This is a genomic window from Butyricicoccus sp. OF10-2 (assembly GCF_003481925.1).
In the GTDB taxonomy this organism is placed as follows: domain Bacteria; phylum Bacillota; class Clostridia; order Oscillospirales; family Butyricicoccaceae; genus Agathobaculum; species Agathobaculum butyriciproducens.
Genome location: NZ_QUMC01000001.1, coordinates 1 through 24,178, shown reverse-complemented (window position 1 = coordinate 24,178; position 24,178 = coordinate 1). Strand labels below are relative to the sequence as shown.

At 56.8% G+C, this 24,178-nt stretch carries 17 protein-coding genes and 3 pseudogenes; 9 read left to right on the top strand and 11 right to left on the bottom strand.

Going from position 1 to position 24,178, the window contains the following annotated elements:
• Positions 1-218 precede the first annotated feature (218 nt).
• The 3 genes from DXB00_RS00105 to DXB00_RS00095 all read right to left on the bottom strand — a co-directional run bounded on the left by DXB00_RS00105 (position 219) and on the right by DXB00_RS00095 (position 6,182).
• Positions 219-2,552, bottom strand: coding sequence for a trypsin-like peptidase domain-containing protein (locus DXB00_RS00105; RefSeq protein WP_119214331.1), 2,334 nt, complete (start codon positions 2,550-2,552; stop codon positions 219-221).
• A 90-nt stretch (positions 2,553-2,642) separates the two neighbouring features.
• Entirely contained in the window at positions 2,643-5,210 is a 2,568-nt protein-coding gene (locus DXB00_RS00100) for a DNA translocase FtsK (protein ID WP_119214330.1), read from the bottom strand.
• Between the two features lie 150 nt (positions 5,211-5,360).
• A complete protein-coding gene (locus tag DXB00_RS00095) occupies positions 5,361-6,182 on the bottom strand; it encodes a Cof-type HAD-IIB family hydrolase (RefSeq protein WP_118728810.1) in 822 nt (273 codons plus the stop codon).
• A 163-nt stretch (positions 6,183-6,345) separates the two neighbouring features.
• On the opposite strand from DXB00_RS00095, the gene DXB00_RS00090 reads away from it, so the two are divergent.
• The 9 genes from DXB00_RS00090 (at position 6,346) to DXB00_RS00050 (ending at position 14,526) form a co-directional block, all read left to right on the top strand.
• The gene (locus tag DXB00_RS00090; RefSeq protein WP_118728809.1) at positions 6,346-6,558 is read left to right on the top strand and encodes a hypothetical protein; all 213 of its coding nucleotides are present in this window, start codon (positions 6,346-6,348) and stop codon (positions 6,556-6,558) included.
• Between the two features lie 20 nt (positions 6,559-6,578).
• Complete coding sequence (locus tag DXB00_RS00085; RefSeq protein ID WP_118728808.1) at positions 6,579-7,853, top strand: phage terminase large subunit; 1,275 nt, start codon at positions 6,579-6,581, stop codon at positions 7,851-7,853.
• Positions 7,854-7,868: 15 nt separating this feature from the next.
• Complete coding sequence (locus tag DXB00_RS00080; RefSeq protein ID WP_118728807.1) at positions 7,869-8,060, top strand: hypothetical protein; 192 nt, start codon at positions 7,869-7,871, stop codon at positions 8,058-8,060.
• Complete coding sequence (locus DXB00_RS00075) at positions 8,050-9,609, top strand: hypothetical protein (RefSeq protein WP_118728806.1); 1,560 nt, start codon at positions 8,050-8,052, stop codon at positions 9,607-9,609. Before DXB00_RS00080 ends, DXB00_RS00075 begins: the two co-directional genes overlap by 11 nt.
• Positions 9,584-10,075 carry a hypothetical protein gene (locus DXB00_RS00070; protein WP_118728805.1) on the top strand — a complete coding sequence of 164 codons (492 nt, stop codon included), beginning with the start codon at positions 9,584-9,586 and terminating at the stop codon, positions 10,073-10,075. Before DXB00_RS00075 ends, DXB00_RS00070 begins: the two co-directional genes overlap by 26 nt.
• A gap of 48 nt (positions 10,076-10,123) precedes the next feature.
• A complete protein-coding gene (locus tag DXB00_RS00065) occupies positions 10,124-11,155 on the top strand; it encodes an FN3 associated domain-containing protein (RefSeq protein WP_117751069.1) in 1,032 nt (343 codons plus the stop codon).
• Positions 11,156-11,274: 119 nt separating this feature from the next.
• Positions 11,275-11,643: a hypothetical protein gene (locus DXB00_RS00060; RefSeq protein WP_110435363.1), complete on the top strand. Its 369-nt coding sequence runs from the start codon at positions 11,275-11,277 to the stop codon at positions 11,641-11,643.
• Positions 11,643-13,463, top strand: coding sequence for a hypothetical protein (locus DXB00_RS00055; RefSeq protein WP_118728804.1), 1,821 nt, complete (start codon positions 11,643-11,645; stop codon positions 13,461-13,463). Before DXB00_RS00060 ends, DXB00_RS00055 begins: the two co-directional genes overlap by 1 nt.
• A 16-nt stretch (positions 13,464-13,479) precedes the next feature.
• Positions 13,480-14,526, top strand: coding sequence for a hypothetical protein (locus DXB00_RS00050; RefSeq protein ID WP_118728803.1), 1,047 nt, complete (start codon positions 13,480-13,482; stop codon positions 14,524-14,526).
• A 349-nt stretch (positions 14,527-14,875) separates the two neighbouring features.
• Here the strand turns inward: DXB00_RS00050 and eno are convergent, their stop codons facing one another.
• The 8 genes and pseudogenes from eno to DXB00_RS00005 all read right to left on the bottom strand — a co-directional run bounded on the left by eno (position 14,876) and on the right by DXB00_RS00005 (position 23,547).
• Entirely contained in the window at positions 14,876-16,195 is a 1,320-nt protein-coding gene (eno, locus tag DXB00_RS00045; protein WP_117489732.1) for a phosphopyruvate hydratase, read from the bottom strand.
• 250 nt (positions 16,196-16,445) lie between these two features.
• Positions 16,446-17,932: pseudogene (gpmI, locus tag DXB00_RS00040) on the bottom strand (2,3-bisphosphoglycerate-independent phosphoglycerate mutase).
• 362 nt (positions 17,933-18,294) lie between these two features.
• Positions 18,295-19,065, bottom strand: coding sequence for a triose-phosphate isomerase (gene tpiA, locus DXB00_RS00035; RefSeq protein ID WP_110435367.1), 771 nt, complete (start codon positions 19,063-19,065; stop codon positions 18,295-18,297).
• 112 nt (positions 19,066-19,177) lie between these two features.
• A pseudogene (locus tag DXB00_RS00030) lies at positions 19,178-20,366 on the bottom strand (phosphoglycerate kinase).
• A 223-nt stretch (positions 20,367-20,589) separates the two neighbouring features.
• Positions 20,590-21,467: pseudogene (locus DXB00_RS00020) on the bottom strand (DegV family protein).
• 11 nt (positions 21,468-21,478) lie between these two features.
• Positions 21,479-21,964, bottom strand: a complete 486-nt coding sequence (gene trmL / locus DXB00_RS00015) for a tRNA (uridine(34)/cytosine(34)/5-carboxymethylaminomethyluridine(34)-2'-O)-methyltransferase TrmL (protein WP_116704729.1) — start codon at positions 21,962-21,964, stop codon at positions 21,479-21,481.
• A gap of 175 nt (positions 21,965-22,139) precedes the next feature.
• Positions 22,140-23,060, bottom strand: coding sequence for a hypothetical protein (locus DXB00_RS00010; RefSeq protein ID WP_118728801.1), 921 nt, complete (start codon positions 23,058-23,060; stop codon positions 22,140-22,142).
• Entirely contained in the window at positions 22,981-23,547 is a 567-nt protein-coding gene (locus DXB00_RS00005) for an RNA polymerase sigma factor (RefSeq protein ID WP_119214327.1), read from the bottom strand. Before DXB00_RS00005 ends, DXB00_RS00010 begins: the two co-directional genes overlap by 80 nt.
• Positions 23,548-24,178 lie beyond the last annotated feature (631 nt).

Sequence of the window (24,178 nt, the reverse complement as noted above, 5' to 3'; positions counted from 1 at the left end):
GGGTATTTCCTCCGTTTCGATTGATGCTCTCTCTAATACTCATTCTCTTTATCACGCAAGCACATTATAGCACGTTAGCGGTGAAATATTCCATTGTAGTATTATACCGATTTCCCACGAATATATTGTGCACTTTGACCAATTATGTATTTTTAACCAAAACTCAAACGTTTGCGTAAAATCTGTCTTTTTAATTTATCAGAAATTTTATCCGATTTTTATTTTATCTTTTCCTGTTTTTCTCGATTTTTGCGGTGTTTTGGGCGTAAATACGTTTCATGCCCATCAGCTTTCATTTCATTAGGCGTAATGCACAAATTCCTGCAAAGAAAATCGGCGGTCTGAGGCAGACCGCCGATAGAAGCGAAGGAATTGCTGGAAACCACGACACTGATCGCAGGGATGCCGTCGTAGCTGGTCTCGTAGAGCTTGACCGAATACGGATACGTCGAGGACGAGGTGAACGAGCCGCCGGTGAACTGGTAGAAGGTATTTTCGCCCAGTGCGGCATAGTAGCGGAGCAGAATCTTGTCGCCGGCTTCTACCTCTTCCCTGTCGTAGTAGTAGGTGGTCGTGGTGCCCTCCCGGATGGTGCCGAGCAGTGTGACACCGGTCACCGTGCCGAAATCCGGCACCGGATAGTGCTTGTTGTAGCAGCGCGACGCATCCGGCTTGTGGTTGCGGTTATACTCGCCGGGAGAGTACGCCGTACCGTCTCCGATCAGGTTGTTCAGGTAGCGGATCGGCACCGAGTAAGACGGTACGCCGCCGGAATGGCTGCTGACCGTAATGCCGACAACCTTGCCCTCATCGTTGATGAGCGCACCGCCGGAATTGCCGCTGATGACCTGCGCCGTGCTTTCGATCATCGGTGCAAGGTAATCGTCGTTTTCCGGGTCGGTCACCTTGCCGGTCGTAACCGTTGCGGCGCCGCCGCCCGGGTAACCGAGCGCGTAGACCGTGTCGCCTTTCTCGACCTCAGTGGTAACACCGAGGTACGGCAGCGTGCTGCCGACAACACGGATATGCGCGATGTCCGCGTCCGCGTCAAAGTTGTAGATCGTGACCTCACGCTTGGTGCCGTCGTACATCTCGGCCACAAGGCGGTAAACACCGTTGACAAGGTGTCCGCAGGTCACCGCATCGCCGCGTGCGCTGAGCACAACGCCGCTGCCGATGCCGAGGATGTTGTTCTTGTAATCGTAGGCGTACAGCTTGAAAATCGCCGGTACACAGGCGCTGAACACCTCGTCCGCCGTCATGCCGACATGTGCTTCGATGGTGAAGCTCTGCCGCAGATCCGGCTTTGCCATACGGGTGACGATAGCCGCAACCTCGCTGCGGCGAATGTTGGTGTTCGGCTTGAAATCGTGCGCGTTGTTGCTGCCCGTGAGCACGCCCGCCCGGTACAGACGGTACACATCAGCGGCATAGTCTGCCGATATGTCCACATCCGCAATCGCACCGTCCGCAATGTCGTTGATCGCGGTCAGAGCGTCCTCCGGCAGCGCGTTTGCAAAGATGGACGCAAACTGTGCTCGGGTCGCCGGCTGATCGTAATTCACATAAGTCGTGTTAATAATACCATTTTCCAATGCATACGTCACATACGGCTGATACCACGGACGCGCAGTCTCAAAATCGGTCGTGCCGCTGACATAGGTGCTGTGCAGACACGCCGCCAGCTTGATCGCCTGTGCAATCGTCAGGTTGCTGTTCGGCTTGAACTGGGTGGCGTTTACGCCGTCCACCAGCTTGTATTCATACGCCGCCTGAACATTCTGCGCGTACCACTCGGTTGAGGGCACGTCGGTGAACTGTCCGGCAGGATACGTTGTTTTCGAAGTAAAGTTTTCATAGCCCGCAAAAGCCGCAGGCAGCATGCCGACCATCAGCGCAGCCGCTGTGATCAGACTGAGCAATCGTTTTTTCACGAATTGCATTCCTCCCTTTTGAGGCGTGGGTTTGTGGATTGGGATACAGGGCCGCAGAGCGACCCTGTACTTCTTTCTTGATGATACACCAAAATCGTGAGGAATTGGTGAATTTTCTGTGAAATCAGTTCTCGTAAGCGCTACGATCTCGCCGATATACATGGTGTGGTAGTCGTGATCGCCGTACCACTTGTCCTGCACTTCCTGAGCCATATCGTCCGGTGCAATGTCGGTCACACCGCGCTTGCGGCAGATGAGTACCAGCTCGGCCTCCTCGAAGGTCGGCTGACCCTCTACGAATACCGGGGTAAGGCCGCTCTCGTGCATCTTATCCATGTCACGGCCAGACTTGGAGCCCATCTTGTTCAGCGCATCACGGTTGCCGTCCTTGAGCACGGTCAGGGTGAAATACTCGCCCGCATCTACAAACTCCTTGGTGAAGCGGCTCTTGCGAATATAGCAGGTCGCACTCGGCTTGCCCCACATAACGCCTACGGCACCCCAGCTTGCAGTCATGGTGTTCCACTTGTCCTCGGTGCCTGCGGAAATCAGCATCCACTTCTGACCGATCAGGTCGAACGGATTGAAAGACTTTTCGGCAATGTTGATCTTCTTCATGATATGTTACCTCCTAAGAGATTTGTTTAGCAAATTGAGAATTGAAAATGGAGAATTATAGAACGGCACAAAGATAGCGTTCATTTTCCATTACTGCTGCTTGTCGAGCGGCATTGTGCGGCGCAGTTTCATCTCCTGCCAGTCCTCACGCGAGATGAGGATCTGGCGCGGCTTGGAGCCTTCGGACGGGCCGATGATACCGCGGTCCTCGATCTGGTCGATGATACGCGCGGCACGCGAATAGCCCAGCTTCAGACGGCGCTGCAGCATGGATGTGGATGCCTGACGGCAGTCCATGATGACCTCAATGGCTTCCTCGATGAGTTCATCCTCATCGTCGCCCAAATCGCTCGTGCCGCTGCTGCCGCCGCCCTTGTTATTGCCCACCTGCTCGGCCTGCTGCTCGATGTGCTCAAGGATCTCCTCGCTGTACTCGGCGGTGCTGGTCTCCTTGATGCGGGCAATGACAGCCTCAATCTCCTCGTTGGAGATGAAGCAGCCCTGTACACGGGTCGGCTTGCCCTCACCGAGCGGCGCATACAGCATATCGCCCTTGCCGATCAGCTTTTCTGCGCCGGTCGTGTCCAGAATGATACGCGACTCGATCTGGCTGGCTACCGCAAACGCGATACGCGACGGGATATTTGCCTTCATAATACCGGTGATAACGTCAGCCGACGGACGCTGCGTTGCTACAACAAGGTGCATGCCTGCGGCTCGTGCCTTCTGCGCGATACGGCAGATGGAGTTCTCGACTTCCTTGGCGGCGACCATCATCAGGTCAGCCAGCTCGTCGATAACGATGACGATCTGCGGCAGCACCTGATACTGCTCGGGATGACCGTCCTCGGTCTGCTCGGCTTTGGCCTTTTCGGAACGCATGAGGTCGTTATAGCCGACCAGATTGCGCACCTGATGGTCTGCGAACAGCTTGTAGCGGCGTTCCATCTCACCAACCGCCCAGTTGAGCGCACCGGCGGCCTTTTTGGGATCGGTAACAACCGGAATCAGCAGGTGCGGAATGCCGTTATAGTTGCCCAGCTCAACCATCTTCGGGTCCACCATGATGAGGCGGACTTCCTCCGGCGTGGACTTGTACAGCAGCGAGATCAGCATGGAGTTGATGCACACCGACTTACCGGAGCCGGTGGTACCGGCAATCAGCATGTGCGGCATCTTGGCAATGTCACCGATGACCGGCTTGCCGGTGATGTCCTTGCCGACGGCAAAGGACAGGCGGCTTTTCGCGTTGGCAAACGCAGGCGAGCCGATACACTCGCGGATAAAGACCGTATTGACGGTTTTGTTCGGCACCTCGATGCCGACCGCGACCTTATCCGGAATAGGCGCGATACGCACGTTTGCCGCGCCGAGCGACAGTGCAATGTCGTCCGCCAGTGCGGTGATGCGCGAGATTTTGATACCGCGCGGGATGGTCAGTTCAAAGCGGGTGACGGACGGGCCGCGCACGATGCCGATGATCTGTGCCTCGATGTTGAACGAGTCGAGCGTATCGAGCAGGCACGCCGAGCTTTCGCGCAGCTCGGTCTCCGCACCGGCTACCGAAGCGTGCTTGCCCTGCGTCAGCAGGTCGATCGGCGGGTAGTCGTACACCGGCGCGGGAGCCTTCTGGCTCTCATCGATCTGCTCGTTCATGGCCGCCTGCTCGATTTCCGAGATGTTCTCGGTCTTTTTCGGCTTGGATGCCGGTGCAGGAGCCGCCTCATGCTCGGGCTCCGACTCGGAAACGTGCGCCGGTTCTTCCTCCGGCTGCTTGTTTTCGACCAGATCCATAATGCTTCCGGCCTTTTTCTTCACGTTATCGCGCAGTGAGCGCAGATATTCGTCCGGCGCGATTACCTTGCCGTGGTGCTTGTTCGGGTCGATCAATTCCTCGCCCGGCTTATCCTCTCCGGGCGGATCGGCGTCGATCGGGATGTCAAAGTCGGATTTACGGTGCGCACGGCGCTCTTCTCGGCGCTGTGCATGCGCAGCTGCCGCTTCGTGGATGTTCGGCAGCTGAACAGGCGCTTCGTAGCGCTCACGCTCCTCCTCGTCCTCGTATTCATACTCAGGCGGACGAACCATGTCGTACAGCGCCTGCGGCGTGATGCGACAGGCCACCAGTAAAGTCACGATGAACAGCACCAGCAGGATGAGCAGTGCGCCGATGGACGAGAGCGCCCACTCGAGCAGGATGTACAGACCGCCGCCCAGCAGACCGCCGGACGAGCCTTCCATACCGGTAGAGAGCAGACCGCTGAGCGTGCTCATGGACAGGTCGTACTCATTTGCACACGAAAAGGCGTGAATGATACTGCCGATCAGCAGCGGCATGAGCGCGATACACGTTCCGCGCAGACGCACGGGACCCTTGGGACGCGCAAACAGCAGCACGGCGATGCCGATCAGCGCAAACGGCATGACATACGCACCCTTGCCGATGAGCGCACCGATGCCGCGGTGCAGCCACTTGAGCAGCACGCCGTCGATCGGCAGGATCGACAGCAGGCACAGCAGACCGACAATGCCCCAGATCGCGCCCCAGACCGGACGGGACAGGATCGGACCGAGTTCCTCCGGCTGCGGCTGTGCCGCACGCTTGCCCTTGGGTGCGCTTTTCGTCGATTTTTTAGTTGTGGTTTTCCTTGCAGCCAAAACTTTTATCCTTCAACTTTCTTTGTGATTCAATCTGACGGCGTTCTGCGCCGTTTTTCCGCTTTCTGCGGATACTCTGCAAGTATATTATAGCATAGAAATCCGATTTTTACCACTGTTTTTCCGGAAAACAGCGGCCGGTCTGCTCGTTTAGCCGTTCTCCGCGATGATGCGGTCGATGGCGGCTGCTACGCCGTCCTGTGCGTTGGTGAGCGTCTCGCGCAGGCACAGATTTTTAACGGCTGCGCTTGCGTTTCCCATCGCAATCGGGAGGGCTACGGCGTTCAGCATTTCGAGGTCGTTTTCGCTGTCACCGATGGCGGCGGCGTGGTCGAGGTCGGTGCCCAGCTCACGGCACAGCATGCCGAGAGCAACGCCCTTGTCCGCGGCCGGCGTGATGACCTCGAGGTTGTCAGCCGCGCTGCTCATCACGCGGATACCCGGGATCTGTTCCAGCTGTGCACGAGCGCGCACGAGCATGACCGGGTCATGGCTGCGGATGAACATTTTATCGACCGAAACATGGTTTGTGGCAATATATTCCGCAACAGACGGCACAACCTTTTTCGAGCTTAAATAGCCTTCATTCGACTTATATTTGCCGAATTCAATATCATCATACGGGGTAATGAGCAGCGTCTCTCCTGCATACACCATTGTGATCATGCCGATGCGCTCCACCACGGCAGACGCACGCACAGCAGCTTCCCACGGCATGGACATGCGCATGGTGCAGCGCTCCTGCGACACGCTCGACAGCGTCGCGCCGCCCGAGGTGACCATCTGGTCATCCGTGCCGAGCATGAGTGCAAAGTCGCGTGCCTCACCGCAGATTCGTCCGGTGGAGACCACAACATGAATACCGCTCTCGCGGGCACGGCGCACGGCATCGGCGGTCGCCGGAGAGACCTGATTCTGCGGATTGAGCGCAGTTCCGTCTAAATCGAGCGCGATAAGGTCGATTCTTTTCATCTTCTTTCCTCCTGATACTGGCGCTGCTGCGCCGCATATTTTCCATCTTATTCAGCATACCGCAGCTGGGCAAAAATTGCAAGCAAATAAAAAATCGAACATTTGTTCTTGACAAATTTGGATTTTGCTCCTATTCTATGGCTCATCGAAAGGAGGTGAGGCCATGTGCAGCGAAAACGAAAAGCCGGATCGGCTGATCCGCATGCTGTACGACATCGCGGACGATGCGGAAGCACCGGCGAACAGCCGGCTCAGCGCGATCAAGGAAATCCTCGACCGGACGGTCGGCAAGGGCGTGATGCTTGGCGACGAGCAGACCGAAGCTCAGCCGGTGGAGATCGTGTTTCGGATCGTAGACGATACGAATTCCCCGTAACACGGCGGCAGGCAGCGTTCATGCAGTCGGACACGCTCGAAACACTGTTCGGCGGCGCGGCAGGCGGCGGCAAAAGCCACGGTCAGCTGCTCGATGCTTTGCGGTTTGCGGTTTGCTATCCGGGTTCACGGCAGCTCATGCTGCGAAGGACCATGCCGGAGCTGGAGCGCTCGCTTGTACCGGCGGCTTTGCGGCTGTATCCGCAGTGCATTGCAAAGTACAAGGTGAGTGAGCACCGGTGGGATTTTGCAAACGGTTCGGCGCTGGAATTCGGGTACTGCGACGCGGAAAGCGATGTGACCAAGTACCAGAGCGCGGAATACGATGTCATCCGGTTCGATGAGCTGACACATTTCACCGAAAGCCAGTTCACCTATCTGCTGTCGCGTATCCGCGGCACGAACGGATTCCCCAAGCAGGTCAAGGCGACGACCAATCCCGGCGGTGTCGGTCACCAGTGGGTGAAGAGCCGGTTTATCGACTCCATGCCGCCGGACACCGTGCGCGAGTTCGACGGCGGCACGCGGCTGTTTCTGCCCGCAAGACTGGGTGACAACCCGTTTCTCCGCAAGGCGGATGCAGGCTACGAGAAACGCCTGAAGCTGCTCTCTCCCACCGACCGGAAAGCACTGCTCGACGGCGTGTGGGAACTGAACGAGGGGCAGTATTTCAGCGAATTTTCGCGCGACCTGCATGTTGTAAAGCCGTATGCCATCCCGCATGACTGGCGGCGCTGCCTGACCATTGACTACGGTCTGGACATGCTGGCAGCGCTATGGATTGCGCAAAGTCCGGACGGACACAGCGTGGTCTACCGCGAACTCTACCGTCCGGGACTCATTATTTCGGATGCAGCGACGCAGATACTTGCCTGTGAGACGGCCGGAGAACACATTGACTGCCGTCTCGCGCCGCCCGATCTGTGGAACCGACGGCAGGAAACCGGCAGAAGCGCGGTAGAACTGTTCGCGGACAGCGGACTGGATTTTGTCAAAAGCAGCAATGAACGCGTCGCCGGATGGCTGGCGCTGCATGAGCTGCTGCAGCCGCGCAAGGATACGGATGGCACCGTTCGTCCCAGACTGACGATTTTCGACACCTGCCGCAATCTGATCCGCACGCTGCCTGCGCTGCAGCACGACAAGCGCAATCCGTCCGACACAGCGAACACGCCGCACGAGCTGACCCATGCGCCGGATGCGCTCCGCGGGTACGCCGCGACCGTTTATGAGCCGGTTAAGGCGGTCCCCCAGTCGGCGTATGACTGCGAAGTAGGAGAATTTCTCAGGTTTTGAGTGAAAGGAGGCATTATGGAAATTTTATGTTACGCGCTGTCTGCGGCGGTACTGGTCCTGACCGGTGCAATCATCTCCGGCGGTGTGGTTCTGCCGCGACGTTTGCCGAAGGAGCACACGGCAGAATCTACGCCGGAGGATACGCTCAGCCGCGATCTGGCGGCGCTGATGAACTACGGACGAGAGGAGGACAACGATGAAATTTGATCCGTCACCGACGGCAATCTGGAAGAAATATGAGCGCGACCGCGACTACAAGCGCTCGATCGGTTTATACGACCGTGTTCGGCGCAACGAGGCGTTTTACCTCGGCAGGCAGTGGGAGGGTCTGCGCGTGCAGTCCCTCGACCCGCTGATCTTCAACGTGCTGCGCCGCTGCGTCAACCTGTTTGTGTCCATGCTGGTCTCCGACGATGTGGCGGTACGCGCCCAGCCGTTTGACATGGATGAGGACGGGCGGCAGACCGCGCATGTGCTCGAACGCGCGTTTGCATCCGCGATCGAGCGTTCGGGTGTCAAGGCACTCGGCCGCCCGCTGCTGAAAAACGCCTGTGTGGACGGTGATGCTTGCTTCTACATGCACTTTGATCCGGCTCTTGAGACCGGTCAGGCGGTCAAGGGCGATATTGCGGTGGAGCTGATTGATTCCACGAACATCTGCTTCGGCAACGCCGCCTGCGATGAGGTACAGCGCCAGCCGTACATTATCATTGCCATGCGGCGCGACGCGGACGAGGTGCGCCGCGAAGCGCGTGCCAACGGCATCTCCGCGAGTGACGCGGAAGCCATTCGACCGGATGATGTGGGCGAGTACCACCGTTACCGTACCTCGAGCGACGGCGAGCGCGTGACCGTACTGCTGCATATGCGCAGGACCGAGAACGGCATTGCCTTCTGCAAGACCACGCGGAATGCCGTTGTCATGCCCGAAAAGGTGCTTCCCTATCGGCTGTATCCGGTGACGCATCTGTGTTGGAACCGCGTGCGCGGCTCGTGCCACGGCGAAAGTCCACTGACCGAGGCCATTCCGAACCAGATCGCCATCAACAAGCTGTACTCGATGTACGTCCAGTGCATCAAGCAGGTGGCGTTCCCTAAGATCGTGTACGACATGACGCGGTTCCCGAACGGCTGGTCGAACGACGTCGGCAAGGCAATCGGCATGCGCGGCAACCCGAACGACGCCATCGCGGCGGCGTTCCGCGCACCGGATATCTCGGCACAGGTGCTGCAGCTGCTCAAGCAAATGATGACCGATACCGCGGAACTCATGGGCGCAAGCGAAGCCGCACTCGGCACGGTCAATCCGGACAACACCTCGGCAATTATCGCGGTGCAGAACGCAACGGCGGCTCCGCTCGAGCTGACAAAAATGGAGTTCTACCGCTTCACTGAGGACTGGGCGCGCATTTTCCTCGATATGATGGGCGCGCACTACGGCGTGCGCACGCTCGTTCTGCCGAATGAGGACGGCGGCGAACCCGAAAAATGCACGTTCGACTTCTCCGCACTCGCCGGACAGGACATGCGCCTGCAGGTGGATGTCGGCGCGGCAAGCTACTGGTCCGAAACCATGCAGACGATGACAAACGATCATCTGCTGGAGAGCGGCGTTATTTCCGACCCGCTCGTATATCTGGAAAACGTACCGGATTATCAGGTACGCGGCAAACACGACCTGCTGCACGCACTTCGCGTACAGCGACAGCAGCAAAAGGAGGCAAACAGTAATGCAGAAAACAGCAATGAATCCTAATCCCGAGCAGGAAATGGCGGTCAATCCGTTCGCACAGGAGCAGACGGCGGAAATCCAGCCGCAGGAAAATGCACAGACCTATCCGGTCGAGGTGGACGGCGATATCGTCGAACTGACGCTCGAAGAGCTGATTGACGCAGCCGCACAGGGACTTTCCAAGCGCAACGCGTACATCCGCCGTAATCGTGCGGCAAACGCCATGCCGAACGGCCAGATCTACGCCGCATTCGTCGAGGAATATCCCGATGTCCGTCCCGAGGACATTCCGCAGCAGGTATGGGAGTGGGCGCAGCAGGAAGGCTCGCTCGTGTCCGCGTACCGCAAGTGGGAGATTGCCGAGCTGAGAGACGAACTGGCAGCCCTCGAGATGAACCAAAAGAACCGCCGTGCGGCGGTCGGTCCGGCGCAGTCGGACGGGGAACCCACGGGAGCAGATCCGGTCACCCTCGCTTTGCTCGGCAAGTAACATTCTCATTACTTCACGATTTAACATTTATATAGGAGGTAAATTTTTATGGCTATCAATCTCGCAAGCAAGTATTCCGACCAGATTGCGGAGGTATTCACCCGTGCGTCCTTCATCAAGGGCAAAACCGCGGAGACGTATGACCTGACCGGCGTGAAAACGCTCAAGGTTTACACCCCGATCACGGTGGAGGAGGTCGATTACGACCGTGACGGCGGTCTCAAGCGTTACGGCGATGTGACTGAAATGCAGGACGTGGTGCAGGAACTGACCATGACGCAGGACAAGGCATTTACCCTGACCATCGACAAGGGCAACAACCTCGATCAGAATCTGGTCAAGAATGCCGCCGACATGCTGCGCCTGCAGCTGAACGAGAAGTCCACACCGGCGGCGGACAAGTACGCATTCAAGCGCTTTGTCACCATGGCGGGCAGCATTGTGGAAAGTGCAAAGCCGACCAAGGCGAATATCATCAGCAAGATTGCGGATGCATCGCAGGCACTTGACGATGCGCTTGTGCCGGACGACAACCGCTATCTGTACCTGACCAGCGAAATGTACAAGCTGGTGTGCACCTCGGACGAGTTTGCCGGTGTGGACGTGCTAGCGCGTCAGTCCATCGCCAAGGGCGTGTGCGGCGAGGTATTCGGCATGAATGTCGTCCGCGTTCCCAAGAGCTATCTGCCGGAGGACGTGTACTTCCTCGTTGCACACAAGGATGCCGTGCTCATGCCGTACAAAATCGCAGATGCCAAGGTGCACGAGGACCCGGTCGGCGTGTCCGGTGCGCTGATCGAGGGCCGTCACTACTACGACGCGTATGTGCTCGGCGCAAAGTGCGGCGGCGTGTATGCACTGGTCGATGAGGACTGCCGCTCGAGCGCACCGACCATCAGTCAGGGCAAGATCACCGCGTTCGGCAAGGTGCGCTACACCCTGGACGGCTCGGATCCGCGCTACTCGGATTCCGCGAAGGATTATGTTGCCGGCACCGTGCTGACGCCTGAAACCGGCTGCAAGATCCGCGCATATTGTGTGCAGTCCGGCGCGTATCCGTCCGAGGTAGCGGAAGGCTAAATTCAAATAGCAGATAAGAGTTAGGAGTGAGGAGATAGGAGTTTTTCTTCGTTTACTCCTCACTCCTTCTCCTAACTTCTCACTGTATCCAATGAACCCATCACAAAGGAGGTAACCCTATGACCGGAACCGAATGCTTTCGTGCAGCGCTGAATATTTTATCCGAAACGCCGGACAGCGGTGTGTATTACGAGCAGTTTGCGCTCGGTGCGCTCAACCAGCTGTTAGCGAACAGCCTGCGCGAGATGAACGCGGAACGTGCGTCTGACGGCAAAGACGTGCTGCTTGTGCCGCCGCGCATGACGGCGCTGACCGAGGAACTGCCCGCCGGTGACTGGCTGGCGCGCGAATGTTTTCCGTACGGACTGGCGGCGCTGCTTGTCGCGGATGACGACAAGGCCAAGTTTAACTGGGCGGCAACCGAGTACAGCGAACGCCTGCTGAGTCACTGTCCCGCGCAGTTTACCGCCGTGCAGGAGATGATTTAATGCGAAGCTACGAATTCCCCTATCCGGAGACCGAGCAGCAGACTGTGGTCAGCCGGTTCGGCGGCATCGACTGCCGCACGCATCCGACTAAGGTGTCTCTCTCCCGCTCGCCGGATATGCAGAACATGATCTGCGACCAGAACGATTTTCTGGTAAAGCGCACCGGATGGCGCACACAGGCGCAGTTTAACGCACCCATCTACGGGTTATTCGCCATGCCGGATGGTGTGGGCTGTGCCGTTCATGCGGGTGCGAAGCTGTATTTTCGGACACAGGACGGCACGCAGACCGAGCTGTGCGCGGACATGAACGAGGCGTTTTCTCAGTCGTTCACGGTGAAGGGTGTACTCTACCTGATGGACGGCAAAACCTATCGTGCGGTGCGCAAAAGCAGCAAAAACACGGTCTGGGAAGCCGTTCCGGTATCCGGCACGGCCTATGTGCCGACCACGACCATCTCTGCGGCGCCGACCGGCGGCGGCACCAGCTACGAGGCAGTAAATCTCTTGACGCCTAAGCGCATCAACACCTTTATCGGGGACGGCACGGCGACCCAGTTCAAGGTGGACGCGACCGACCTCGACGAAACAGCTGTTACAGCTGAGGTCAACGGCTCGGCGGTTACCGTTTCGGCGGTCAACCGCTCGACCGGTCTGGTGACGCTGGCCTCTGCTCCGGCAAACGGAAACGGACTGGCGAATGTGTCCATCGCGTTTGCCAAAACCGTCAGCGGACACGCGGACAAGATCAACAAATGCCGCTTTGCCGGTCTGTACGGCGGCAAAAACGACACGCGCGTATTCCTCTCCGGCAACCCGGACGAGCCGGACTGCGACTGGCAGAGCGGCCTATACGACCCGACCTACTTTCCGGACACCGGCTACACTCGCATGGGCACGGACGCATCTGCGATCGTCGGCTATCTCAAGCAGTACGAAAGTCAGGTCGTGGTCAAGTCCGGCGGCGCACAGGAGGCGACCAGCTATCTGCGCACCTACATGATGGCAGATGACGGTTCTGCGCTGTATCCGCTCAAGCAAGGTGCGCAAGGTGAAGGCGCGATTTCGAGCCGCTGCTTCGCCGTGCTGAACGACCTGCCGCTGTATCTCTCGGCAAGAGGTGTGCAGGGCGTGTACGGCACCGCCGTTGCCGAACAGCGGACGATCCGCTCGGTATCCGATGCCATTGTGCCGAAATTATCGCAGGAGGCCGACCTCCAAAACGCCTGTGCGGTGGTATTCGAGGGCAAATATTATCTGGCAGTGAACGGACACATTTATGTCGCGGACGGCTCTCTGACCGAGGAAAACGGCGATCCGGCGTGGTTTTTCTGGGTGAACGTGCCTGCACAGTGTCTGGCGGTGCTGAACGGTCATCTGTGGTTCGGCACGGCAGACGGCCGACTGTGCCGTTTTGCCAAAAGCGAGGAGGAGCACGCCTATCTTGATGACACGGCGGCGATTGCCGCGTACTGGCGCACGCCTACCCTGCCCTTATCCGACTGGAGCCGCTTCAAGACCGTGCGGGATGTGATTCCGACGCTCATGCCGCATTCCCGCTCGGGCGCGACCGTGCAGTACGAGAACGAAAACGGTGTCCAGCTTGCGCTTTCCCGCAATATGGACCTGTTTTCCTTCCGCACACTGGATTTTTCGCGGTTCTCCTTCCGGTGCATTCCGGGTGCGGTGACGTACCGTACCCGCTGGAAGCAGCACCGCAGTCCGCTGTTTGCCGTGCGCATCGGCAACGACCGGCCGGATGAGCCGTTTGGTCTGCTCGCGCTCACCATCCGCTGGACACAGGGTCAGACCGTAATTTAGAAAGGAGGATTCCCCTTTGGCAATCATCAAATCAACTTCCACACGCCGAACATCAACGATAAAGTCAACCACATCCAAGTCCACTTCGACTAAGACGGCGACAAGCAAATCGACGTCGAGCAAGTCCTCCGGCACGCTCAATTCCAATGGCTACCGCGACAATTTTGACTACTCGGCGGCGATTGCCGGCACGACTGATTCAGCGAAACGCCAGCAGCTGCTGAGCGAACGCCAGAACAAGATTGACTCGCTCGGTCTCGGCGGCAAGGTTGCGTCCAACGACGCGGTTTCGACATGGAACGGCAGCTACCGTCCGTACTCGGTTTCAAGCACAACAACCGGTGCAAACCGCGTCAGCAGCCTGTATGACGCGGCGGAAAATGCCCGTTTCAAGCGATTTGAAACCGCCCGCAGCCGCATTGCAAAGCAGCTGGAGAGCAATCTCGCGTCCATCGAGAACGACTACGCCGCCGGTATGCGTCAGACCGATATCAATGCCCGACAGTCCGCAGTGAATAACGAGGAAAAGCTGGCGGCGCTCGGACTTAACATGGGCGCACGAGGGCAAGCGACCACCAGCGGCATGGCAGAGACCAGCCGTATCGCGGTGGACAACCGGTACCGCAGCGACCTGAATGCGCTCGGCCAGGCGCGTCTGTCCGCGCGTGCGGCGGCGCAGAATGCTGCCGATGAGCAGACCGCAGCCGCCGAGAGCAGCTACTATACCGCATCGGAAAATGCAGCGCTCCAGCAGGCACAGGCGGCGCTGAGCCAGTTTAACGCCGACCGCGATTACGGCTTGTCCGTAGCCGGTCTGACCGGCTTCCTGAACGGCACGCCGACGCTGAACTGGCGCAATTATCAGCTGAATGTCAGCAGTGCGGCGGCGAATGCACAGACCCGTGCCTACGAGCAGGCGCTTGAGCGCTGGAAAACCAGCGGCTACGTACGGCAGGGTGACGCGGCGATCCTCGGTGTGCCTGCCGGAACGCCGACCGCCGATGTCAGCTACAAGAACGCAGCACTTGCGCTGCAGCGATGGAAGAACGGCTACGGCGGTTGATTTTCTCAAGTCGCGTCTATCCGAAAAATAAATCACCTCTGCACACAAGGTGCAGAGGTGATTTATGATAAAGAAATGAAAATGTGAGCAATTTTATCCAAAACAGCCAGATTCCCCGTTTCAGCACAGAGAATTCGCTATGTTACTGCAGTTATGATAGCACAAGTTTGTCCGTCCGTCAACCCAAGCGCAAGAATTTACTATATATTCGCAAGAAATTTCTATATAAAAAGGCTCAATCATTATATCAGAAATCCTTCATCCCACAGCTTTTATGATTAAGCCATAAAAAAACCGCACGCAAAAGCGTGCGGTTTTCTCATATTGCAGTAACGGTAAGGACGGAGACTTACTTGTTCTTCAGGTTGAAGAAAGCCTTCTTGCCCAGGAACTGTGCAACGTCCTCGCCCAGCTCTTCCTCGATGCGGAGCAGCTGATTGTACTTTGCAACGCGGTCGGTACGAGACGGAGCACCGGTCTTAATCTGGCCAGCGTTCAGTGCAACAGCGATGTCAGCAATGGTAGCATCCTCGGTCTCGCCGGAACGGTGGGATACAACTGCAGTGTAGCCAGCGCGGTTAGCCATCTGGATAGCATCCAGGGTCTCGGTCAGGGAGCCGATCTGGTTAACCTTGATCAGGATGGAGTTAGCAACGCCAAGCTCGATGCCCTTGGACAGACGAGCGGTGTTGGTTACGAACAGGTCGTCGCCAACCAGCTGGATCTTGTCGCCCAGAGTCTTGGTCAGCATAGCCCAGCCTTCCCAGTCTTCCTCTGCCATGCCGTCCTCGAGGGAGATGATCGGGTACTTCTCAGCGAAGTTCTTCCACATCTTAACCAGCTGCTGCTGAGTCAGCTTCTTGCCGGACTTCGGCTGGATATAGCACTTCTCCTCGTCGTTCCACCACTCGGAGGAAGCAGCGTCGATCGCGATCATGAAGTCCTCGCCCGGCTTGTAGCCAGCTTCTTCGATTGCCTGAACGATAACCTTCAGAGCGTCCTCGTCCTTCTTCAGGTTCGGAGCGTAGCCGCCCTCATCGCCTACACCTGCTGCCGGAGTGCCGTTCTCCTTCAGGGTGGTCTTCAGCTGATGGAATACCTCTGCACAGCGGCGCAGAGCCTCGCGGAAGGACGGAGCGGAAACCGGCATGATCATGAATTCCTGAATCTCAACGTTGTTGGTAGCGTGTGCGCCGCCGTTCAGGATGTTCATCATCGGCATCGGCAGGGTCTTAGCGTTGCAGCCGCCGATGTAGTTGTACAGCGGCAGGCTCAGAGCCTCTGCAGCAGCCTTGGCAACAGCCAGGGATACGCCGAGGATAGCGTTTGCGCCGAACTTGGTCTTGTTCGGGGTGCCGTCAGCCTCGATCATAGCCTTGTCGATTGCCTGCTGGTCGAGAGCATTCATGCCGATAACAACTTCAGCGATCTCGCCGTTTACAGCGTCAACAGCCTTGAGTACGCCCTTGCCGTTGTAGCGGGACTTGTCGCCGTCACGCAGCTCGCAAGCCTCGAAGATACCGGTGGAAGCACCGGACGGAACAGCAGCGCGGCCCATGTATGCGCCGGTGTCGCCCTCAACGTAAACCTCAACCTCAACGGTCGGGTTGCCGCGGGAGTCCATAACTTCGCGGCCGATTACATCAACAATTTCAATGTAGCCCTTCATAATTCTTTCTCCTTCTTATTATAAAATAAAATGGTTGGCTAACTAAACAGCAAAAATCACATTTTTGCTGCGCCGCGCGCACGCGGCGATAAAATTCCCCATAAAAGTCCAGCTCTGCCGGACTTTTATACCACTGCTTCGGGACACGTGTCCGAACCGTCTTTGCCGTGCAAAGATGAGGGGGATATCCGAAAAAGTTTCCTTGGGAACTTTTTCGGTATCTAAGGGGGACAGCGTCCCTCTTAGATGCTCACTTTACAAGCAGCGAGTGACCTGTCATCTCCTCCGGCTGCTTGAGACCCATCATATCCAGCATGGTGGGAGCCAGATCAGCCAGTACGCCGCCTTCTGCCAGCTTGCCCTCGTGGCCGATCATTACAAGCGGCACCGGATTAGTGGAGTGTGCGGTGAACGGAGTAACACCATCGGCATCGAGCATCTGATCGACGTTGCCGTGGTCGGCAGTGATCAGGCACTGGCCGCCCATCTTGAGGATGGCATCAACGACCTTGCCTACGCCGTCATCGGTGGCCTCGATAGCCTTGACTGCAGCCTCGAATACGCCGGTGTGACCTACCATATCGCAGTTTGCGAAGTTGAGGATAACAACGTCGTACTTGCCGGACAGGATGCGCTTTACGCACTCCTCGGTAACGGCAGGCTCGCTCATCTCCGGCTGGAGATCATAGGTTGCAACCTCGGGGACGGAATGAGGGCGCGATCCTCGCCCGGGTACTCCTTCTCAACGCCGCCGTTGAAGAAGAACGTAACGTGTGCGTACTTCTCGGTCTCGGCAATGCGGAGCTGGGTCATACCCAGATCGGAGATATATTCACCGAACGTGTTCTTCAGGCTCTGCGGCTTGAAGGCGATCTCCACGCCCGGAATAGTAGCATCATACTGCGTCATGCAGACGTAGTGGATCTTAGGCTGTACGCGCTCAAAGCCGGTGAACTCCGGATCAACGAATGCACGGGTGATCTCACGCGCACGGTCGGGACGGAAGTTTGCGAAGATGATCGCGTCGTCGTCCTTGACGGTCGCGCCCTCGGTAACGATAACCGGAACAACGAACTCGTCGGTTACGCCGTTTGCGTAGGACTGCTCCATAGCCTCGTGTGCGGTAGCAGCGTGCTCGCCTTCGCCGAGTGCGATAGCGTTGTACGCCTTCTGTACACGATCCCAGCGGTTATCACGATCCATTGCGTAGTAACGGCCGGATACGGTTGCGATGCAGCCGACCTCGACAGCGTCGATCTTGGCCTGCAGGCGGTCGATATACTCGATACCGGACTGCGGCGGCGTGTCGCGGCCGTCCATGAAGCAGTGGAAGCAAACCTTGCGCAGACCATTGCGGCGTGCCAGCTCGAGCAGCGCAAACATGTGGTCAATGTGGGAATGCACACCGCCGTCAGACAGCAGACCGAAAATGTGCAGAGTGGAATCGAACCACTTGCACTGGTTGATCGCGCTCATCAGAGCCGGATTCTCGAAGAAATCGCCGTCCTGGATGGCCTTGGTGATGCGGGTCAGCTCCTGATATACAATGCGGCCTGCACCGATGTTGGTGTGGCCAACCTCGGAGTTGCCCATCTGGCCGTCCGGCAGACCAACGTCCAGACCGGATGCACCGATATAGGTGAGCGGGTTCTCTGCGAAAATCTTATCGAGATTCGGCTTTTTAGCAGCCTCGATGGCGTTGCCCTTGGTCTCCTCGCGGTGACCGAAGCCGTCCATGATAATCAGAGCGGTCGGCTTCTTCGGGCCCTCTGCCTTCTTGGCAGCAGCGGCGGCTGCCTTGGGCTTGCGGCCGCGCTTTGCTGCCGGCTTTTTCTCCTCGGCAGTCTTAGCAGCGGTCTTGCGAGTACGCTTTGCCGCCGGCTTTTTTGCAGGAGCCGGATCTGCCAGAACATTAACCGGTGCGGAAGTCTTGATCTCGACTACCTCTACCTCCGGCATGCCCGGCATAGTGGTTTTTTTCATACTGATAAAACTCCTTTACAGAAGCGAACGATAAGAGAATAAAAGGGGACACGATATGCACCATGTCCCCCTCCGCAAAACGGTGAGGGAGCGTTTCCCTTTCCCGTATCCTTATCTTACTGGTTAGCTGCTTCTACGATGGTAGCGAAGTCAGCGCTCTTCAGGGAGGCACCGCCGATCAGGCCGCCGTCAACGTCCGGCTGAGCCAGCAGCTCGGAAGCGTTCTTCGCGTTCATAGAGCCGCCGTACTGGATGGTGATGCCGCGTGCAGCGCGTGCGCCGTACTTCTCGCGCAGGCAGTCACGGATAGCGGAGCAAACCTCGTTAGCCTGCTCTGCGGTAGCGGTCTTGCCGGTACCGATTGCCCAGATCGGCTCGTAAGCGATGACAACCTTCTTAATGTCCTCAACAGCTACGTTCTGCAGAGCGATCTTGATCTGCTTGCGGATAACTTCCATGGTAACGTCCTGCTCGCGCTCGGTCAGAGACTCGCCTACGCACAGGATCGGGCGCAGACCGTTCTCGAGAGCGACCTGAACCTTCTTGCCGCAAGCCTCGTCGGTCTCGTTGAAGTACTGACGGCGCTCGGAGTGGCCGATGATAACGTACTTAACGCCCAGCTCCTTGAGCATGTCAGCGGAGATCTCGCCGGTGAAAGCGCCGGACTTCTCGAAGTGCATGTTCTCAGCGCCGATTGCAATCTTGGAGCCCTTAGCAGCCTTTACAGCAGCCTGAATATCGGTAAACGGTACGCAAAGAACCATCTCGCACCACTTGGTCTTGGACAGGAGCGGCTTCATCTCTTCGATCAGAGCCTTAGCCTCTGCCGGAGTCTTGTTCATCTTCCAGTTGCCGGCGATAATGGTCTTACGATATCTGCGATTCATGTTGGTTTTACCCCTTTCAAACATTCGGACGGACTTTTCCGTCTTAAATCTTTATGTATTTATACGGAGCGCTCAACAGAACGCGCTCCGATATAAAGCGTTCCTAATGGACTTACTTGTCCTGCAGGCATGCGATGCCCGGCAGCTCCAGACCCTCGAGGAACTCCAGAGAAGCGCCGCCGCCGGTAGAGATGTGGGTCATCTTGTCAGCAAAGCCCAGCTTCTCAACAGCAGCTGCGGAGTCGCCGCCGCCGATGATGGAAACAGCCTTGCTCTCAGCGATTGCCTTGGCAACAGCCTTGGTGCCGACTGCGAAGTGTCAAACTCGAATACGCCCATCGGACCGTTCCAAACAACGGTGCCTGCGTCCTTGACAGCCTCGGAGAACAGCTCTACGGTCTTCGGGCCAATGTCCATGCCCATCATGTCAGCCGGGATCTTGCCAGCCTCGTATACGACCGGAGCAGCGTCCGCGCCGAAGTGATCTGCACAAACGGTATCAACCGGCAGGAGCAGCTTAACGCCCTTGTCAGCAGCCTTCTTGAGCAGGCCGAGTGCCAGCTCGATCTTGTCTTCCTCACAGAGAGAGGTGCCGATCTCGCCGCCCTTTGCCTTGGAGAAGGTGTAGGCCATGCCGCCGCCGATGATGATGGTGTCGCACTTGTCAATCAGGTTCTCGATAACGCCGATCTTGTCGGAAACCTTAGCGCCGCCCAGGATTGCAACGAACGGACGAGCCGGGTCGCTCAGAGCCTTGCCCATGATGGAGATTTCCTTCTTGATCAGGAAACCGCATACAGCCGGCAGGTAATCTGCGATGCCTGCGGTGGAAGCGTGTGCACGGTGTGCGGTGCCGAATGCGTCGTTGACGTAAATGTCAGCCATGTCAGCCATAGCCTTTGCCAGCGCAGCGTCGTTCTTGGTCTCGCCCTTTTCAAAGCGAACATTCTCAAGCAGAACGACCTCGCCCGGCTTAACCTCAGCGGCCAGCTCTTAGCATCCTCGCCTACAACGTCCTTTGCCAGCTTGACTTCCTTGCCAAGCAGCTCGCCCAGACGCTTAGCGACCGGAGCCAGCGAATACTTCATGTTTACTTCGCCCTTCGGACGGCCGAGGTGCGAGCACAGGATTACAGCAGCGTTGTGATCCAGCAGGTAGTTGATGGTCTCCAGCGAAGCACGGATGCGCTTGTCGTCGGTGATGTTGCCGTTCTCGTCCTGCGGTACGTTAAAATCGCAGCGGGCAATTACCTTCTTGCCGGATACGTCGATATCCTCAACGCTCTTCTTGTTATACTGCATAAATATCCCTCTCCTTTAAGATGTATTATAAAGTTACGATAAGGAACAAAAGCACGAACTTATTACTTAAATAATTCCGTTTCCAATACAGAATTATACTCGTAATTCGTGTCATTCGCAAGCAAAATTGTGAAAATCATCACATTCCAACTCGCTTTTAGAGGATTTTTGCGTTTTTCGCCAAAAAGTTGCGAAATATTAAACAACATTCACAATTTTTGCATCAATCCCGCGGCGTTCCATAATACGCTACAGCCATCGCCAGCGGACCAGTATTTGTCAGAACCGAAGGACCGATCGCTACGCGTTCCACATCGCGGAATCCAATTTCGGTACGCAGACGCTTTTCCATTTCATCCAGACGCTCGGCGGGTACGTCGCCGTAGAGCAGGATAGCCGTCTGCTTATCCGGCTGCACCACACGGGCGGAGACTTTTTTGCTCATTCCGGCAACGAGTGCCTTCTCACCGCGCACCTTGTCACACACCTTTACCGCACCGTCATACACATGGCTGATGGGCTTGAGACCGAGCGCCTCACCCACGAGGCCGCGCCGCCCGAAATACGGCCGGACTTCTTGAGGAACTTGAGGCTGTACACACCGAGGTAGGCTTCCACGCGGTTAAGACGGCTTTTTACCACGCTGACGATCGCGTCAAAGCTCTCGCCCTGCTCACGCATTTCGGCAGCCTTGACAACAATGTGTCCGTAAATATAGGTGTATGTCTTGGAGTCGATGACCTCGATGGTCATTTTGCCCTCACCCTGCTCCTCCTCGAACATGGATTTTGCAAGGCAGGCCGCCTGATAGGTACCCGAGCCGCCGCCGTTGATGAGCACTGCCAGCAGATGCGTGCAGCCGCGCTCAAATGCACGGTTGTAGGACTCGAGGAATACGGTCGGCGTAGTCATGGCCGTGCCGGGAATCTCGCTGCTGGTCTCGAGCAGCCTGCAGTAGTCCTCAGATGTGATGTCGTAATATTCGCGGAAGCTGCGTCCCTCATGCGTCAGCATGATCGGAACGATCTCAATGCCGTGCGCCTCTACCAGATCGTGCGGAATATCCGATGAGGAATCGGTCAAAATATGAATCTTTTCCATTCTTTACTCCTTTATGCCTGCGGAAACGGTCCCGCAAGTCTCAGATTTTCAAAGCCGGTCTGCCGCAGTGCCTCAAACACAATAACAGCGACCGAGTTAGACAGATTAAGGCTGCGCGCGCCCTCTCTCATGGGAATGCGGACGCAGCGTTCCGGGTGCTCGATGAGCAGCGCTTCCGGCAGACCGCGGGTCTCTTTGCCGAACATCAGGTAGTCGCCGTCGCAGTATTCCACCTCATGATAGGCGTGCGGTGCCTTTGTTGTCGCATAGAAGTAGCGGCCGTCCGGATTTTTCTCAAAAAATTCATCCAGATTTTTATACATACGCACATCGAGCAGGTGCCAGTAATCCAGACCGGCCCGCTTCATGCGCTTATCGTCGATAGCAAAGCCGAGCGGCTCGACCAGATGCAGCACACAGCCTGTCGCCGCACAGGTGCGGGCAATGTTGCCGGTGTTCTGCGGGATCTCCGGCTCGACCAAAACAATGTTGAGCATACTTTCGCCTCATTTACGAACTAAACTTCTTCTATTTTATGCGATAACACCGTATTTTTCAAGGTATATTCCCATTTTTCCGCAAAAAAGTTTCCTCTGAACACAAGATTCAGAGGAAATTTTCATGCACTATACTAATTTTTGATGATTTTGAACGAACGGCACATATCTTCAATTACTCAATATCCGCATAGACGCCATAGATATAGCCTTCCGCTGCGGCCTGCTCATCGGTCAGCACTTCGCCGGTAAGGCTCGGACCGGACGTATCGTCCTTGTATTCCACGCCCAGCTTGCCGGTGTGCAGCGTCATCGAGCGGGTCTGCTCCGAGCCGTCAGTAAAGGTGATGGTGACGGTCAGCTTTGCGCCCTCAAAGCCGTCCACAGCCTTGTGCCACGAATCCTGCAGATCGTCATCCGTGGTTTCCGGCTGGCTGGGCAGCCACAGACCGTAGCTGGTGTCCGGGTCGTACGCGTCGGTGAAGCCGTTGTCCAGCTTCCAGCACAGGTCGGCGTACATATGCATCTCGTCACTGCCCCAGACCATGATCCTGTCGGCACCGTCGAGTTCGGGGTTCGTGCCCTGATGCATCGAGCGCACCCACTCGTTACGGTCGGCCGATGTATCCTTGACGGTTTTCATGCGGTAGACTGCGCCCTTGTCGATGGTCGCAGATACGGTTTTGATATTCTCGCCGGTCACCTTGAACAGACAGCCGGAGTAGAACCCCTTTTCCGGATCGTCTGCGCCGCTGCCGGTGTCGAACACGATCTTGCTGTCCTTCGGCTGACGCAGCTCGCCGGTATCGGCGGCATAGGCTGCAAAGCCGAATGTGTGATTGATGGCGTCCGCTACGGCTGCACTGCCGGTCTGCGCGGTGCCATTATGCGTGCGATACACAGCCGTGCCGCCCAGCACAATACCGAATGCGCAGGCTGCCGCCAGAAGGCGCTTTGCCATTCCCCACGGATGGCGCGGCACCGCATGCAGCGGTTCGTTCGTCAGCTTACGCGCTTCACGAGCTGCTGCCAGCGTGCGCTCCTTCAGCTCCTGCGGAGCCTTGATGTCCTTCAGTTCGTTCCAGTTGTTCTTCATCGTAAGATCCCTCCAAATCCAGCTTTAATTGCTTTCTTGCGCGATGCAGCCGCGTGCGTACCGTTGCCGGACGGCAGCCGACCATTTCCGCGATCTCCTCTGTGCGGTAGCACTCCACATAGTGCAGCCACACCGCGATTCGCTGATCGTCCGGCAGTGCGTGTACCGCCTGCCACAGCTCACTGCTGCTTTCCGGTTCCGGAGCGGCAGCATCCGCGGCAGCTTCCATCGGTGCAGTGCGCTTAAACCACGCCGACCGGCGAAGATCGGCGCACCGGCTGAGCGTTACGCGCAGCAGCCATGCTTTCAGATGCTCGGTGTCGCGGAAATCGGTGTCGTCCCGCAGCAGCCGGAGAAAGACTTCCTGATAGACGTCCTCTGCGTCCGCGCGGCTGTTCAGTCTGCACAAAGCTAAGCGATAGACCGCGTCGCCGCAGGTGTCCATCGCCTGCTGCAGAAATGCGTCCGACCTGAGTTTTGTCTGCATTGCTCTCTCCTCCTTTCACCAACAACACGCTTTGCAGCGGCAAATCGTTCCCGCTGCCGTCGGATTTTTTGAGATTTCGGCTTGTTTTCCCTTCGTTTTGTGTTCCCCTACAATTTACAGATGTTATTTTTGTAGTATATGCACAAAAACTTTTGCATTTTCTCTGGAACATTAAACAAAAAATCTATTGCATTTTTATCTAAAACGACTATAATAATAATTGTTCTAAGGAACACAACAAATCGACAATAACCAACAACCACATTGGTTTTTATATTTTATTTGCTCTCTTTTTTTCTTTTTTCTTTCTTTACTCTTTACCTGCTCTTTGAGGGAAAATCGCCGTCTGATTCATCAGGCGGCTTTTTTCCGCCTTGCGGCAAAAAAGCTGCGGTTTAACCGCAGCTTTCAGTCTGTCGATACAGTCAATCTATCGTTTTTACTTTTCGTGCGGCAGCATGCATAAAATAGAATTTGCACAGCAAATTCATAATTCCCGAGGGCGTGTACCTCGGGAATTATACAAGGGACGAAAAAATTGTGCCCGTAGGGCGCGGCTTTTCGTCAAGATTCGATTGAAAGCGTGGTTTCAATCGAGAGGCTGCTCGAAAAACGGAGTTTTTCGACAGCT

Coding starts and splice junctions, on each gene's coding strand:
- DXB00_RS00070 (WP_118728805.1), top strand. CDS start 9,584: ATGCAGAAAACAGCAATGAATCCTAATCCCGAGCAGGAAATGGCGGTC.
- DXB00_RS00010 (WP_118728801.1), bottom strand. CDS start 23,060: ATGAAGAACAACTGGAACGAACTGAAGGACATCAAGGCTCCGCAGGAG.
- DXB00_RS00055 (WP_118728804.1), top strand. CDS start 11,643: ATGCGAAGCTACGAATTCCCCTATCCGGAGACCGAGCAGCAGACTGTG.
- DXB00_RS00080 (WP_118728807.1), top strand. CDS start 7,869: ATGGAAATTTTATGTTACGCGCTGTCTGCGGCGGTACTGGTCCTGACC.
- eno (WP_117489732.1), bottom strand. CDS start 16,195: ATGAAGGGCTACATTGAAATTGTTGATGTAATCGGCCGCGAAGTTATG.
- DXB00_RS00085 (WP_118728808.1), top strand. CDS start 6,579: ATGCAGTCGGACACGCTCGAAACACTGTTCGGCGGCGCGGCAGGCGGC.
- trmL (WP_116704729.1), bottom strand. CDS start 21,964: ATGCTCAACATTGTTTTGGTCGAGCCGGAGATCCCGCAGAACACCGGC.
- DXB00_RS00090 (WP_118728809.1), top strand. CDS start 6,346: ATGTGCAGCGAAAACGAAAAGCCGGATCGGCTGATCCGCATGCTGTAC.
- DXB00_RS00075 (WP_118728806.1), top strand. CDS start 8,050: ATGAAATTTGATCCGTCACCGACGGCAATCTGGAAGAAATATGAGCGC.
- DXB00_RS00065 (WP_117751069.1), top strand. CDS start 10,124: ATGGCTATCAATCTCGCAAGCAAGTATTCCGACCAGATTGCGGAGGTA.
- tpiA (WP_110435367.1), bottom strand. CDS start 19,065: ATGAATCGCAGATATCGTAAGACCATTATCGCCGGCAACTGGAAGATG.
- DXB00_RS00005 (WP_119214327.1), bottom strand. CDS start 23,547: ATGCAGACAAAACTCAGGTCGGACGCATTTCTGCAGCAGGCGATGGAC.
- DXB00_RS00060 (WP_110435363.1), top strand. CDS start 11,275: ATGACCGGAACCGAATGCTTTCGTGCAGCGCTGAATATTTTATCCGAA.
- DXB00_RS00105 (WP_119214331.1), bottom strand. CDS start 2,552: ATGAAGAAGATCAACATTGCCGAAAAGTCTTTCAATCCGTTCGACCTG.
- DXB00_RS00095 (WP_118728810.1), bottom strand. CDS start 6,182: ATGAAAAGAATCGACCTTATCGCGCTCGATTTAGACGGAACTGCGCTC.